General features: G+C 73.2%; 11 protein-coding genes and 1 tRNA gene. 2 read left to right on the forward strand and 10 right to left on the reverse strand.

Going from position 1 to position 14,867, the window contains the following annotated elements:
• Positions 1 to 38: 38 nt before the first annotated feature.
• From folE to dacB, 5 genes are all read right to left on the reverse strand, one after another.
• The gene (gene folE, locus MXD62_RS12585; protein WP_248829460.1) at positions 39 to 815 is read right to left on the reverse strand and encodes a GTP cyclohydrolase I FolE; all 777 of its coding nucleotides are present in this window, start codon (positions 813 to 815) and stop codon (positions 39 to 41) included.
• Positions 812 to 3,073 (reverse strand): ATP-dependent zinc metalloprotease FtsH, encoded by a 2,262-nt coding sequence (gene ftsH, locus MXD62_RS12590; protein ID WP_071060916.1) that lies wholly within the window; start codon positions 3,071 to 3,073, stop codon positions 812 to 814. Before ftsH ends, folE begins: the two co-directional genes overlap by 4 nt.
• A 300-nt stretch (positions 3,074 to 3,373) precedes the next feature.
• Positions 3,374 to 5,203 carry a hypoxanthine phosphoribosyltransferase gene (hpt, locus tag MXD62_RS12595; protein ID WP_248829496.1) on the reverse strand — a complete coding sequence of 610 codons (1,830 nt, stop codon included), beginning with the start codon at positions 5,201 to 5,203 and terminating at the stop codon, positions 3,374 to 3,376.
• Between the two features lie 70 nt (positions 5,204 to 5,273).
• Entirely contained in the window at positions 5,274 to 6,407 is a 1,134-nt protein-coding gene (locus MXD62_RS12600) for a zinc-dependent metalloprotease (protein WP_248829461.1), read from the reverse strand.
• Between the two features lie 148 nt (positions 6,408 to 6,555).
• Positions 6,556 to 8,043, reverse strand: a complete 1,488-nt coding sequence (gene dacB, locus MXD62_RS12605; RefSeq protein WP_248829497.1) for a D-alanyl-D-alanine carboxypeptidase/D-alanyl-D-alanine-endopeptidase — start codon at positions 8,041 to 8,043, stop codon at positions 6,556 to 6,558.
• Positions 8,044 to 8,659: 616 nt separating this feature from the next.
• Between dacB and MXD62_RS12610 the strand changes: the two genes are divergently transcribed.
• A complete protein-coding gene (locus tag MXD62_RS12610; protein ID WP_308301248.1) occupies positions 8,660 to 9,202 on the forward strand; it encodes an inorganic diphosphatase in 543 nt (180 codons plus the stop codon).
• Between the two features lie 158 nt (positions 9,203 to 9,360).
• Here MXD62_RS12610 and MXD62_RS12615 read toward each other — a convergent pair.
• Positions 9,361 to 9,432 (reverse strand) — tRNA-Thr (locus MXD62_RS12615).
• Positions 9,433 to 9,891: 459 nt separating this feature from the next.
• On the opposite strand from MXD62_RS12615, the gene MXD62_RS12620 reads away from it, so the two are divergent.
• Complete coding sequence (locus MXD62_RS12620; RefSeq protein WP_012157746.1) at positions 9,892 to 10,623, forward strand: response regulator transcription factor; 732 nt, start codon at positions 9,892 to 9,894, stop codon at positions 10,621 to 10,623.
• Here the strand turns inward: MXD62_RS12620 and MXD62_RS12625 are convergent.
• The 4 genes from MXD62_RS12625 to MXD62_RS12640 form a co-directional block, all read right to left on the reverse strand.
• Positions 10,583 to 11,251, reverse strand: a complete 669-nt coding sequence (locus MXD62_RS12625; protein WP_248829462.1) for a histidine phosphatase family protein — start codon at positions 11,249 to 11,251, stop codon at positions 10,583 to 10,585. The genes MXD62_RS12620 and MXD62_RS12625 overlap by 41 nt on opposite strands.
• Before the next feature lie 111 nt (positions 11,252 to 11,362).
• Positions 11,363 to 12,445 (reverse strand): regulatory iron-sulfur-containing complex subunit RicT, encoded by a 1,083-nt coding sequence (gene ricT / locus MXD62_RS12630; RefSeq protein WP_248829463.1) that lies wholly within the window; start codon positions 12,443 to 12,445, stop codon positions 11,363 to 11,365.
• 162 nt (positions 12,446 to 12,607) lie between these two features.
• On the reverse strand, positions 12,608 to 13,561 hold the full coding sequence (locus MXD62_RS12635; RefSeq protein ID WP_248829464.1) for a metallophosphoesterase: 954 nt from the start codon (positions 13,559 to 13,561) through the stop codon (positions 12,608 to 12,610).
• Between the two features lie 42 nt (positions 13,562 to 13,603).
• On the reverse strand, positions 13,604 to 14,860 hold the full coding sequence (locus MXD62_RS12640) for a DNA polymerase III subunit delta' (RefSeq protein ID WP_248829499.1): 1,257 nt from the start codon (positions 14,858 to 14,860) through the stop codon (positions 13,604 to 13,606).
• Positions 14,861 to 14,867 lie beyond the last annotated feature (7 nt).

A 14,867-nucleotide genomic window follows, 5' to 3' on the forward strand; every position in this document is an offset into this window, starting at 1 on the left:
TGTCCGAGCCCGGAACGAGTCCGGGCTCGGACCGGGGGTCAGCGACCCCGAATGATCAGCGACATTCCCTCGCTGCGGGTGGCCGGGCTCAGGAACTGGCCGCGCACCGCCGAGGTCACCGTGGTCGCCCCCGGCTTGCGGACACCGCGCATCGACATGCAGAGGTGCTCCGCCTCGACGACGACCATGACGCCCCGCGGGTCGAGGACGTCGACGAGCGCGTCGGCGACCTGAGAGGTGAGGCGCTCCTGGACCTGCGGCCGGCGGGCGTAGAGGTCGACCAGCCGGGCCAGCTTGGACAGGCCGGTGATCTGCCCCTTCTCGTTCGGGATGTAGGCCACGTGTGCCTTGCCGGCGAAGACCACGAGGTGGTGCTCGCACAGCGACGAGAAGTCGATGTCGCGGACCAGCACCATCTCGTCGTGGCCCTCGTCGAAGACCGTGGTCAGGACCTCCGCCGGGTCCCGGCCGAGGCCCTCGACCGCTTCCTGGTAGGCGCGCGCGACGCGGTCCGGGGTCTTGCGTAGGCCCTCGCGGTCCGGGTCCTCGCCGATGCCGATCAGCAACTCACGGACGGCCCGGGCGACCCGCTCGTGGTCGAAGGGCCGAACCATCTCCGGCCGCTTCAGCCGCCGCCGCGCCTCGACGCCGTTGCCAGCACCGCTGCCGGCGTCCTTCGCGTCGGTCACGTTGTCCGAGACGTTGCTCTCGGCGGCCGATCCCGGCGAGACACCCTGGTCCAGTCCGGAGGAGCCCGCGTTCAGCTCACCGGCCTGTCGCACGATGGTCTGCGCCTGGTCGGAATCGGAGGTCAACGGCGTCTCCTGTCGTCATCGTTGTCCCAGGTGGGCGGTGCCCAGGGGTTCGCGATCCGGGGGCCTTCCGGTGGCGGGGATCCCGGCGGGGGTGTGCCGTGGGCCGGGCTCGGGGCGCTGTGCCCGGGCCCGCTCTGCGCGGGGTCGCCGTGCCCGAGGCCCGCGGGACCTCCGGCGGTGCCCGGGTCGGCCTGGCCTGCCGGGCGGGGGTGGCCCGCGGTGCCGTTGCCGCCGCTCACCCCACCGCCGTTCGCCGAACCGCCGCCGTTCGTGCCGCCGCCGTTCGTGGCATGGCCGGCCGGCCCGCCGTTGCCCTTCACCAGGTCAGAGACCTTGGACGGGACGAGACCCAGCTCGGCCGGGGTCTGCACCGGCGGTCGGTCCGACGGGATGCGCCGCCCCACGCCGGTGTACGAACCACGGCTGGGGCGCTTCTGGACGGTGGCGAAGACCTCGAGCACGTCGTCCTTGCTCAGGGTCTCGGTGTCCATCAACCGCAGGACGAGGTTGTCGAGGACGTCCCGGTAGGTGACCAGGATCTCCCAGGCCTCGTCGTGCGCGGCCTCGATCAGCCGGCGCACCTCGTCGTCGATCTCGCTCGCGACCTCCTCGGAGTAGTCGCGCTGGTGGCCCATGTCGCGGCCGAGGAAGACCTCACCGGACTCGCTGCCGAACTTGATCGCGCCGAGCTTGTCGCTCATGCCGTACTGGGTGATCATCGCGCGGGCGATCTGGGTCGCCTTCTCGATGTCGTCGCTGGCCCCGGTGGTCGGCTCGTGGAAGACGAGCTCCTCCGCGGTGCGCCCGCCGAGGAGGACGGCGAGCCGGTCGAGCATCTCCGACCTGGTCGACAGGTACTTGTCCTCCAGGGGGAGCTGCATCGTGTACCCGAGCGCCCGGCCACGCGGCAGGATCGTGATCTTGTGGACCGGGTCGGCGTTGGGGAGCGCGTGCGCCACCAGGGCATGGCCGCCCTCGTGGTAGGCGATCCGCTTCTTCTCCCGGTCGCTCATCGCGCGGGTCTTGCGCTCCGGCCCGGCCATGACCCGGTCGATCGACTCCTCGAGCAGCGCCGACGAGATGAACCGGACGTCCGACCGCGCGGCGAGCAGCGCCGCCTCGTTGAGCACGTTCGCCAGGTCCGCGCCGGTGAAGCCGGGGGTGCGCCGGGCGATGATCAGCATGTCGACGTCCGAGCTGATCGGCTTGCCCTTGGCGTGGACCTTCAGGATCGCCTCGCGACCGAGCAGGTCGGGGCGGTCGACCACGATCTGGCGGTCGAACCGGCCGGGACGCAGCAGGGCCGGGTCGAGGATGTCGGGCCGGTTGGTCGCGGCGATCAGGATGACGCCGCCCTTCACGTCGAACCCGTCCATCTCGACCAGGAGCTGGTTGAGGGTCTGCTCGCGCTCGTCGTGGCCACCGCCCAGGCCCGCCCCGCGGTGCCGGCCGACGGCGTCGATCTCGTCCACGAAGATGATCGCGGGCGCGTTCGCCTTGGCCTGCTCGAACAGGTCGCGGACCCGGCTCGCGCCGACGCCGACGAACATCTCGACGAAGTCGGAGCCGGAGATCGAGTAGAACGGCACGCCGGCCTCACCCGCGACGGCACGGGCGAGCAGCGTCTTGCCGGTGCCGGGCGGCCCGTAGAGCAGGACGCCCTTGGGGATCTTGGCGCCGATCGCCTGGAACTTGCCCGGGTTCTCGAGGAACTCCTTGATCTCCTGGAGTTCCTCGATCGCCTCGTCCGCGCCGGCGACATCGGCGAACGTGGTCTTGGGTGTGTCCTTGCTGACCAGTTTCGCCTTGGACTTGCCGAAGTTCATGACGCGGTTGCCGCCGCCCTGCATCTGGTTCATGAAGAACAGCAGCAGGAACACGATCAACAGCACGGGGAGCAGGTTGAGTAGCAGCGAGACGAGGACGTTCCCGCGGTCGACGGAGACGTTGTACTTGATGTTCTGCTGCTTGAGCTCGTTGGCGAGGACCAGGGCCTGCTCGGTGGCGAAGGACGACTCGTACTTCTTGCCGTTCCCCAGCTCGATCCGGATGATCTGCTTGGAGTCCTGGATCGTCGCATCGACGACCCTGGTCTCGGGCTTTGCTCCGGCGCTCTGGTCGATCTGCTGCTGTACGAAGCTCAGGTCTGCTTTCTGATACTCACTCGGTCCGGACAGCACGCCCGTCGTGAGGATGATCACGAAGAGGACCAGGAGCAGCAGAGGTACCCAGCCGCGGAAGATTCTTCTTGGAGTCATCTGTCTGGAACGCCGGACACAAGCGTTCCACCCTCCTGCCGTGTGTGCTGCCCTCGATCGGGATTCCCTTGTGCCGAGGGTACCGCCGGCACGCGCATCTCACCGCGCGTACATCCGAGCAACGGACCGGGGGGCCGCACTGTTCCGTAACGGCCCTCGGGGACGTACCGGCGGGCTACCGGACACCTGCCGATCAGCGGTGCCGGCCCCGCCTGACTCGGGTGAACCGGCCCGTGACCTTCCCGGAACCCGTGCTGTGGCCGGGCCTGACCGGGGGACGGATCCCCGCCCCGCGGCCCGTCAGGCGCGCCGGGCGATCGCCTCGGGCGTGAGGGTGCCTACGAACGGCAGGGTCCGATAGTGCTCGGCGTAGTCCAGGCCGTAGCCCACGACGAAGGCACTCGGGATGTCGAACCCGACATAGCGGACGTCGACATCCACGGTGATCGCCTCGGGCTTGCGGAACAGCGCCAGCACCTCCAGCGACGCCGGCCCGCGCGACCGCAGGTTCCGCAGCAGCCAGGAGAGGGTCAGCCCGGAGTCGATGATGTCCTCGACGACCAGCACGTCCCGGCCCTCGATCGACCGGTCGAGATCCTTGAGGATGCGGACCACACCGGAGGACGACGTCGTCGAACCGTACGACGAGACGGCCATGAACTCCATCGTGATCGGCACCGACAGGGCCCGGGAGAGGTCCGCCATCACCATCACGGCGCCCTTGAGCACGCCGACCAGGAGGATCTCGCGACCGGCGTAGTCCGCGTCGACGCGGGCCGCCAGCTCCGCGATCTTCGCGGCGATCTCATCCTGGCTGACCAGGATCTCGTCGATGTCGGGATGCGCCCGGGGCGGCCCGCCGGCCGGGATCGAAGTGCCGTCGTGGTCGGGCTTCGCGGTCGCGGCCTGGCTCACCGGCCTGTCCTCCTCGTTGCGCGCTGGGTCGCCTGGTCCTCGGTCGCCCGACGCCGGGGTGCCTGGCGTCAGAGTGCCCGACGCCGGGGCGCGGGACGTCGGTCCGCCACGCTCACCGGGCGCGCGGACCACACCGGGACGGCCCGGGTGGCCCGCACCGGCCGGTGTGTCGGGACGGACCGGTGCGTCCGGGCCGACGAGGGCGATCCTGCCACCGGTCCGGCGGGCGAGCACCCCCGACGGCAGCGGGACGGGCTTCTGCCCGCGCCAGCGGGTCACCAGGTCCTCGACGGCCCAGATGTGGTCGGCGCGCAGCGCGGACGCCGACGACCCGGCCGCCAGCGCGGCGCGGCGCAGGACCCGGCTCCGCAACGCCTGTGTCAGGCCCGCGAGGGCCGCCACGTCGAACTCGACCCGCGGCCCCGGCTCCGCCGCCAGCGGCGTTCGCGGTGCCCGTGGCGCCGTTGCGCCCGTTGCATCCGCGGAGCTCCCGGCGAGCTCGGCGTAGACCGACTCTGCCTGTGCCTCGAGCGCGTCCGCGTCCGCCCGCAGCAGGTCGGCGGTGCGGGCCAGCGCCTCGGCGATGCCCGGCCCCAGCTCCGCCTCCAGCACCGGCAGCACGGTCGACCGTGTCCGGGCCCGGGCGAAGGCCGGGTCGGCGTTGGTGGGGTCGTCCCAGAACTCCAGGCCGAGAGACTGGCAGGCCTGGCGGGTCTGGTCGCGCCGCAGCCGCAGCAGCGGGCGGCGGATGGCGCCGTCCGTGGCGGGCATGCCGCTCAGCGACCGTGCTCCCGAGCCGCGGGCGAGCCGCAGCAGGACGGTCTCGGCCTGGTCGTCGAGGGTGTGGCCGAGCAGCACCGCGTGCGCGCCCAGGCGCTCGCCGGCCGCGAGCAGCGCGGCGCGGCGCGAGTCCCGGGCCGCGCCCTCGGATCTCGGTGACGGCGCGGCGAGCACCTCCACCGGGGACAGGCCGAGCAGCTGGCCGCTCGCGGCGACCTCCTCGGCGCGGGGTCGTGAGGTGTCGTCCCATCCGTGGTCCACCGTCAGGAGCCCGGCCCGCAGCGCGCGGCGGGGAGCCACGAAGGCCAGCGCGGCGGCGAGCGCGAGTGAATCCGCCCCGCCCGAACAGGCGACGAGGACGAGGCCGCCGGGTGGGACGTCGGCCACCGCGTCGCGGACGGCCAGCCGCACCGCGGCGACGGCCGGAGCGGGCATCCCCCGGCCCCGCCCGAGCGCGGCGGGCTGTGGACCGTGCGTCGGCCGGACCGTCACGCGGGCCGAACCGTCACGCGGACATCGACGGGCGGGTGCCGAGCACCCGGAGCATCCACGCGCCCGGGTCGGTCAGCTCAGGGCGGGTGGGCAGGGTCCGCGGCGACTGCCAGACGTGGTTGAAGCCCTCCACGCCGACCTCGGCGACCACGGCGCGGACGAACGCCCCGCCCTGGCGGTACTGCTGCATCTTGAGATCCAGCCCGAGCAGGCGACGTAGGAAGCGGTCGATGGGCGAGCCGCCGGAGCGCCGGTTGTCGAACTTGCCGCGGATGTCGGCCACCGTCGGCACGACCTGCGGGCCGACCGCGTCCATGACCTGGTCGGCGTGCCCCTCGAGCAGGGTCATCAGCGCCTGGAGGCGGTCGAGGACGGCGCGCTGCGCCGGGGTCTGCAACGCCTCCACGACGCTCGGCGTGTCCGGCCCGTGGTCGCGCACGGCGCTGCGCAGCGCCGTGACGGCGGAGCGGAGCCGGTCGGCGAGGACTTCGGGATCGAGGTCGGTCGCGCCGATGAACGCCGCGATCTCGGACTCGAGGTGCTCGCGCAGCCACGGGACGGCGGTGAACTGGCTGCGGTGCGTCTGCTCGTGCAGGCAGACCCAGAGCCGGAAGTCGCGCGGGACCACCCGCAGGGTCTCCTCGGCGTGGGCGATGTTCGGCGCGACGAGGCTGAGCCGCCCCACCGGGGTCGGAGCGCCGGGCTTCGCCAGGGACGGGGCGCTCGCGGCGCCGCCCGCCTCGTACTCCTCCGGCGGGAGGAAGACCTCGAACTGGCCGAGAACCTTGCCCGCGAGGTAGGCGAGCGCGGACCCGACCTGGACACCGGTGACCCGCCGGCCCACCGCGGCGGCGAGCCGGCCGCGGCTCTGGTCGGAGAGCTTCTCGATCAGGGGCGTGGTGGCCACGCGCAGCCCGGCGACATTGGAACGAACCCACTCCGGCCGGTCGACGACCGCGATCGGGGTCGGTGGCCCGGCGGGGACGAGCTGGGTGTAGTCCTGCACATGGCCCTCGGCGATGACAGCCAGGCGCCGGAGCTCCGAGACGATCTCGTCCGCCTCCGCCCGGCTTCGCTGCGGCCCTGGTCGGACGAGCTTCTTCGCCGTCGTTACGGCGAGTTCCCAGTCCACCAGCTCAGCGTCCACGAATAGGAGCGTACCGGGCTTCCGGCCGCTTCGCCCGCCCGATCGGACGACGCCAGTCGGGCCCGGGGAGTCGTCCGCGGCGCCTGCCGTTGAGGTTGGCGGGGCTGTGGTGTTCCTTGTTGTCCGATTACCTAGGTTGTCCGATTACCTAGCCGCCCGGCGGCGCCGGTGGCCCGGCTGATGGCGGCCCGGCGCCGGCCGGCGGACATCCGCAGGAGGCGAGGGCCGCCGCGACCCGGTCCAGCGCCATCTTGGTCAGGCCCTGCTCCTCGACCGGGGCGAACAGCCCGAACAGCAACAGCCGTCCGTCACTGTCGGTAACCATGCCGGCGAGGCTGGTCACGATGCGCAGGCTGCCGGTCTTCGCCCGGACGACGCCGGCCCCCGGCGAGGTGTCACCGGGGCCGTACCGGTCGCCGAGCGTGCCGGTGAAGCCCGCGACCGGTAGCCCGGACAGGACCGTCCGCAGGGCCGGATGACCCGGCAGGGCGGCCGTCCGCAGCGCCGCGACGAGCGTCGCCGGGGCGATCCGGTTGTCGATCGAAAGTCCGCTGGTGTCGCGCAGCGAGGCGCCGTCGGTCGGGATGCCCGCGTCGCGAAGGGCGCCGAGCACGCCCCGGGTGGCCCCGTCGAAGCTCGCCGGAAGCCTCCGGGCGATCGCGACCTGACGTCCCAGGCTTTCCGCCAGGTCGTTGTCGGAGTCGGTGAGCATCCGCTCGACCAGGACCGGGATCGGCGGGCTCTGCACGGACCCGACCTCGCGGGCCGCCGCGTCCGCCCGGCCCGTCGAGACCGAGCCGACGGACACCCCGGCCGCGGTGAGGGCCGTGCGGAACGCGGCCGCCGCGGCGGCGTCCGGGGTCAGGCTGCGCGGCCCGGCGGCGCCGGGTGTGGCACGCCCCGCGTCGACCGACAGCGCGGACACCGGGGTCACGTTCCCGTCGGTCACGTAGCCGTCGCGCCAGCCGGGTGCCATCCCCGGGCCCTCGTAGGCCGTCCCGTCGCCGACCACCGCGCCGACAGCGGTGATGCCGGCCTTGCGGACCTGCTCGGCGAGGTCGCTCAACCGGGCCGCCGGCGGGTACCCGGCCGCCCCGGTCGCCGCGGTCAGGGTCGGATCGCCCGCGCCGACCAGCCAGAGCGTGCCGCCTGGGGCCAGGGGCGCCCGCCCGGGCGCAGCCGCCGACCCGGTGGTCGCCGCAGGTGACCCCGCGGTCGCCGCGGGTGGCGCGCTGGCCGGTGGGAGGTAGACCACGCGGGTGCGCAGGCGGGTGTCCGGATCGAGCGCGGTGAGCGCCGCGGTCGCCGTGGCGATCTTGACCGTGGACGCGGGAGCGGTCGGCTCGGTGGGGCGGTTCGCGAGGAGCACCTGCCCGGTCAGCGCGTCGACCACCAGCGTGGCCGGGCCACCCAGCACGGGGTCGGAGAGCGGCCCGAGCAGCCGCGCGGCCACCGCGTCCGGGTCGGCCTTCGGCGCGTCCGGGTCCAGCCCCGGCAGCGCGGACGCCTCGGCGCGTACACCCGGCGGGGCCGGTGACGCGCCGCCCGGAGGCGCCGCCGGACCGGACGAGAGCGATCCGGCGAGCAGCGCTCCGGCCAGTGCCGTGAGGCCACCGGCCCGCGCGCCCAGCGGCACTGTGGTCACCCGGGAAGGTTACGCAGGTCGGTGTCGCGCGGGTGGCGCCCTGCCGGTCACGTCCCGGCTTTCGTAAGGTGGACGGCCTCGCCCCGGCAACGGGAGAACGCGGTGTGCCTCCCGGCCGTCCGGAGCCCGCGACCGTGCTGGCCGCGTGGGTTTCCGGCGAGCGGGAACACCCCACGCGGGGGTGGCTCGGTCTCCGGTCGGGGTGGAACCGCTTCGGCAATCATGTGGATCGGGTACGAAGAAGACCACACCATGGTGTGCGCCGCGGGGTGTGACAGGCACGATGGATGTCGCCCGGGGGCGCTCGGAGCCGACTGCGCGGCGCGCCTCGCGGGGCGTGGCCGTGCGATCGTGCGAGTGGCGGCGCCGTGCGGTGGCACCGCGGCCCGGTGGCCGCACCCCGCCACAGCGCGTCACCACGCACAGGGCACAGTGGACCCGCACGAACCGCGGGTCCGGGGCTCGGCTTGACTACCGCGATCGAGTGACGCGCCACGCGGGTAGCGGCGCATCGCGACACGGACGACCCATGGACGCCGGACACGGCGTCCATCAGACACAGAGCCGGCCTTCGGTGCCGGACGGACCGAAGGAGACAGGGAACGGCGTGGACCTCGAGTTCGACGTGACCATCGAGATCCCCAAGGGGCAGCGCAACAAGTACGAGATGGATCACCACACCGGGCGCATCCGGCTGGACCGGATGCTGTTCACGTCCACCCACTATCCGTCCGACTACGGATTCATCGAGGGCACGCTCGGTCGGGACGGTGATCCGCTCGACGCGCTGGTTCTGCTGGAGGAGCCGACTTTCCCGGGCTGCCTGGTGCGGTGCCGCACGATCGGCATGTTCCGGATGACGGACGAGAAGGGCCCGGACGACAAGGTCCTCTGCGTCCCGGTGGCGGACGTCCGGCAGGAGCATCTGCGTGACATCCGTCACCTGCCGGAGTTCGACCGGCTGGAGATCCAGCACTTCTTCGAGGTCTACAAGGACCTCGAGCCCGGGAAGTCCGTCGAGGGCGCCTCCTGGGTGGACCGGGGGGCCGCCGAGAAGGAGATCCTCGCCTCGATCACCCGGCTCAAGGACTCCGAGGGCGTCGAGCACGGCGCGGACGAGGACGGCACCGCGCACGCACGCACGGCCTGACAACCACGGCGACGGCCACGCTCCGGCATCGAGCACGGCCGTCCCGGGCGGCCGGTGGGATTGCCCCCACCGGCCGCTGTGGCATGCCCTGAGACAGGTGCGAGGGGGTTGGCCAGGCCGCCACTACGGTGAACGGCGCTGGCTGGGAAGAGAGTCTGAGCCGGAGGCGGGGATTGAACCCGCGACCTATCGCTTACGAGGCGATTGCTCTGCCACTGAGCTACTCCGGCATCGGCCAGGCGGCTGCGAGCCGGTGGGCTCCGGCGCCGTCCTGCCCGGACGAGTATGCCAGATGAAGGCGATGTGGCGATCGGCGCCCGTCCGTGGTCCGGGCCCTGACGTGGCTCGCGCGCGCCACCCTCTGGGCCGGGGTGGCCGGGCTGCCGGCGGGTGACGGGCTCGATCCGGTGCGTCCCGGGTCCGGATGCGGTCCAGTTCGGTGGCTCGGTGTGTGCTGGGGCGTCCGTCGGCGGGAAGTCACCGCTCTGCCCGTCTGCGCACCCCGCCACATCCTGTCGACGTTCGGTTGTCCGCGGGATACGGAATGATCGGGACGCGCACTGATCGCATGTCTTGCAAGGCTTTCTGTTACGGATTTGAATGCTCGAACCCCCGCGCGTCGGCCGAAGGTGTCGAAAAGGCACCCCCGGTCGCAGTGGCTCCGGAGAGGTTGCGTAGGGTTTCGCACCATGACCGGGGCCGGGGAAGGTGCGCCAGGCACGACGCGCGGAGCGTCGCTGCTTGTCGCCGAAGACGACGAGGCATCGCGAATCGCGCTGGCACGCAGCCTTGAGCGATTTGGGTACCGGGTGCTCGAGGCCGCGGACGGCGAGGCAGCGCTGCGACTGTTCCAGACCACCGAGATAGATCTCGTTGTGCTGGACGTGGCCATGCCGCGGATGGACGGTTTCGCCGTCCTCAGCCGGCTGCGCCAGACCAGCGAGGTTCCGGTGATCATGCTTACTGGACGTGCTGAGGAGGTGGACCGCGTCGTCGGCCTTGAGCTCGGTGCCGACGACTACGTGGTCAAGCCGTACTCGTTGCGCGAGCTGGTCGCCCGGGTGCGTGCGCGGCTGCGCCGCCGGCCCGTCGAGGCGCCGCCGCAGCGCACGGGGGACGGCAACGAGCCCCTCATCTACGGCGACGTCTCGATCGACCTGCGCGCGCGGGAGGTGGCCGTCGCGGGTGAGCGGGTGGATCTCACCGCCCGTGAGTACGAGCTGCTGGCCTTCCTCGCCCGACATCCACGCCGGGTGTTCAGCCGCGAGGAACTGCTTGAACAGGTCTGGGGCACCCGCTTCCAGGACCCGGCGACCGTGACCGAGCACGTCCGGCGGGTGCGCACCAAGGTCGAGGGAAGACCGCCGCAGCGCCGCCTGGTCACCACGCTCCGGGGGATGGGCTACCGGTTCGATCCCTGAGATCCGGCTCCGTCGCCTCGCGTAGCTCCCGGTCACCCTCCTGGAGCTCGATGATCGATCCGTTTGGCACGGGCCGGCGCCGGTGGTGTTCCCGGTAGCCGCCCATGTCGAGCCGTTCGGCCGTGCCGGCGCGTGCCCGTAGGCACCAGTCCACCGCGCGGATGAACATGCCGTGGGTGAAGACCACGACAAGTCCCGGGGGCGCCTGGTGCAGCCGGGCGAGGAGCCGGTCGGCCCGGTCCATCAGCCCGGCGAACGACTCACAGCCCAGCTCGGGCCGGTCCACCGAGTACGGGTTCGCCTGGTGCCAGTACTGCCGCGCGAACGGCGCCCGTTCGAGGTCGGTCAGTTTCTGGCCGTGGAGACTGCCCAGGTAGGTGAACTCCTGGACGTCCCAGACCTCCAGCGGGGTGGCCGGGAACCTGCGCGCGGTCGGTTCCGCGGTCAGCCGGGCGCGTAGGTACCAGGAGACCACGATCAGGGACGGGCCGTGGGGAATCATCCCGGCGACCGCGTCAGCCTGGCGCACTCCGAGGTCGGTGAGCCCGATCCCGTGCGGATCGGCCGACGGCTGTCCCGCGTTCGCCGTGCTCTCGCCGTGGCGTACCAGCCACACCCGCCGTTGCATGGTTCCCCCCATGTCGATGCCGCCGGCCGCGCCGGCGCGCGGTCATATCGCGCTGTCTGTTTGCCGCGAGCTGCCGTCCCGAAGTTCGGGCGGCCTGTGCCGCGTACGCCCTCAGTGCTCCGTGCGCCGCCGGGAACGGCGGCGGTGGGACCGCCCGCCGGCCGTGTCGGGGGAGCCGTCCTCGCCGCCGTCCGGCGCCGGGCCCGCCGTCCCCGCCGTCCCCGCCGGCCCGGCTGGTTCCGCGGTCCCAGTTGGTTCCGCCGTGGTGGCTGGCCCTGCCATGTCGGCTGGCCCTGCCGTGCCGGCCGGGGCTGCCGTGCCGGTTGGGACTGCCGTGCCGGTCGGGTCCGCGGTGCCGGCCGGACGTGCCGGTCCGGCGGCATGGGTGGCCTCGTAGGCCTTGCGTGAGCCGCAGACGTCCGCGCGGGAGCAGGCGTGCCGGCCCCCGCCGTCGAGGGCGACCGTCACCTGCTGGCGCGGCACGTCGTGCGCGACGACCCGGCCGTCCCCGTCCGGTGTGGACGCGCGTGCGCCCACCGCGGGGACGGCGGCGGTGAACTCCTCGTAGAGGGGATGCTCGTAGCGCAGGCAGCACATCAGCCGGCCGCACGCCCCACTGATGCGCATCGGGTTCAGCGAGAGGTTCTGGTCCTTGGCCATCCGCACGCTCACCGGCTCGAAGTCGGTGAGGAAGGTGGAGCAGCAGAGGTCCCGCCCGCAGGAGCCGATCCCGCCCTGGAGTTTCGCGCTGTCGCGGGCCGAGAGCTGCCGCAGCTGTACACGGGCGGAAAGCGTCCGGTTGAGATCACGCACGAGGGCACGGAAGTCGACCCGGTTCTCGGCGGTGAAGTAGACAGTGAAGGCGTTGCTGTCGGGAACAACGTCGACGCCGACCACCTTCATCGGCAGGCCGTGCTCCCGGACGAGCCGGCGGGCGGCGACCCTGGCCTGGGCGCGGCGCCGGCGGGCGGCGTCGTCGCGGCGCAGGTCGTCCTCGTCCGCGAGGCCGGCCAGGACCGGCAGGCCGCCGACGTCCTCGCTGACCCATTGCGGCGCCCACACGCAGGTGGCGACCTCGGGCCCCTCGTCGGTGGGCACCAGGACCCGGTCACCGACCCGCGGGCTGTACGGGCCCGGATCGGCGTAGTAGAGCCGGCCCCTGCGGGAGAAGGACACCGCGCACATCATCGGCATGCGACGTCCCGCCACCTTCCGCCCTCGGATGTCCGGTCCACGGAAGACTACGACGGGGGCGGCGGCGAGGCTCCCGGTTCGCCCATCTCGCCCGATGCGGGGTGCGACGGCTCCGTTCCGGATGGAGACGGTTCGGTCGGCGCGCCCCGGGGCCGGCCGGTGTTATCCGATGCGGGCGCCGCCCGGGACCTGGTAGACGGCGAACGGGGCCACGATGACCGGGCGGGCGACGTTGCGCACCGGCGTACCGCCCGGGGTGCGCCCCGTCTCCTGGCCGTGGTGGGCGTGGCCGTGGACGGCGAGCGCGGTGGCGGGCGCGTCGGGGGCGCCCGCGCCGCAGCCCGGGGTCACGCAGCCCGGGATCACGCAGCCCGGGATCACGCTGTCGTGCCAGGAGCCGTCGGCTGGCGCCGGAGCGGGGCCGTCCGAGGGAAGGACCGACGCCGGCCCCGGCGGGTCGAGCGTGCCCGCGGTGGCTCCCGTGCCCGCCATGCCCGACCTGCGCGCCGCGGTCGCCCCGCGCCCGGGACCGGTGCCGCGCCCGGCTCCCGCCGCGCGTGAACCGTCGATGGCGGCGCCGAGCAGGGAGCTGCCGAGGAACCGGTGCAGCCCCGGCGCCTCGCCCGTCAGCGTCTCCCGCACGGGCGCGTAGTGGGTGAGGGCGATGCGGACGTCGGTGTCGAGCGAGGCGAGCGCGTCGCGCAGGTGAAAGGCGTCGGCCGCGGCGTCCTCGGGCGTCCGGCCGCCGGGCCCGCCGTCGGCTAGGTGGTTGTCGGCGAACCCCGTCACGCCCGCGACCCCGACCGGGCCGGCCGCCGTCCCGATCGTCGCCGCGGTGCCGTCGAGCACGATCGCGCTGGCGTCACCGAGCATCGCGGCGACCCGCGGGCCCTCGCCGGCGTCGTGGTCGTGGTTTCCCAGCACCGCCACGACCGGCAGGTCGAGCCCGCGGACAACCGTGCACAGCTCCGCCGCGGAGTCCAGCTCGCCGTCGTTGGTCAGATCACCGGCCAGCAGCAGGACGTCGGCGACGATCGCCGCCCGCTGGTAGAGCGGCCGGAGCCGGAACGCGGATCCGGGAACGACATGGAGGTCGCCGACCGCCGCAACCCGCATGCCCGTCCTCTCCTCCGGTGGAGCCTGCCGTCGAACAGGTTCTTATGCGTCGCGCAGCGTGAGGGCAAGAGACTCGGCAGCCAGCTGCGGCACAAGACCCGGGTTGTCCGCCAGCGCCTGCCGTGTCGCCAGGACGGCCTCCCACCGGCGCAACGTCTGCTCCGGGGTGGCCGCGGCGGCCAGCTGGGCGACGGCGTCGGCCTGGTCGGGGTGCACCGGGGTGACCTGCCCCCGCAGCTGCTGGACCAGTACGTCCCGGTACAGCCCGGCAAGATCCACCAGGGCCCGGTCGAGGGAGTCGAGAACAGTGCGCCGCCCGCGGCTCTTCTGGGTCCGCTCCAGCTCCTTGAGCGCCCCGGCAGCACCGCGGACCTGGAGAGACCTCGGCTTGGCCCCCGCCTTGGCACCCCGCGTGGACGTCGACCTGGTACCGGAGGACGTCGCGCCGACGCCCAGCGCCGTCTTCAGCGCCTCGGTCTCGACCTCGTCGCGCTCGGCGTTCGCGGCCTGCGCGTCGGCGTTCGCGGCGTCCACCAGGTCGGCGGCCGCGGCCAGGCAGTCGCCGACCCGCCGCAGCCGGGAGGGCAGGCGCAGCACCGACTCCCGCCGTGCGCGGGCCTGCGGGTCGGTGGCCAGCCTGCGGGCCTGCCCGACATGCCCCTGGGACGCCTGCGCCAGCACGGCGGCGAGATCCTCGGCTGTGCCCTCCCGGATGAGGACGTCGGCCACGTCCTTCGGGTTCGGCAGCCGCAGGGCGACCGACCGGCACCGGGAGCGGATGGTGGGCAGCACGTCGTCGACGGATGGGGCGCACAGCAGGAACACGGCTCGCTCGGCTGGCTCCTCCAGCGCCTTGAGCAGCGCGTTCGCCGCCGAGTCGGTGAAGCGGTCCGCGTCCTCAATCAGCAGGATGCGCCATCGGCCCGCGCTGGGGGCGCTGGCGGCGTCCCTGATCAGGGCACGGACGTCCCGCACTCCGATCGAGAGACCCTCCGGGCGGACCGTGCGAAGGTCGGCCGCGGTGTCGGAGAGGACGGTGTGGCAGCCCGGGCACTGCCCGCAGCCTGGCGGGATGTTCTCGCAGAGCAGGCCGGCGGCGAAGGCCCGGGCCGCGTCGGCGAGGCCCGAGCCGGCCGGGCCGGTGAACAGCCAGGAGTGGGTCATCCCCGCCCGGGCGGCGGCCAGAGACCCACCCTCGGTGACCAGCGCCGCCGCCGTGGCCGCGGCGGTCAGGGTGGCGACCACCGCGTCCTGTCCGACCAGGGTGTCCCAGACCGTCACACCGTCATTGTCGTGCATCACCGCG

Origin of the sequence: Frankia sp. Mgl5, assembly GCF_023242985.1 — a bacterium.
Classification (GTDB): domain Bacteria; phylum Actinomycetota; class Actinomycetes; order Frankiales; family Frankiaceae; genus Parafrankia; species Parafrankia soli.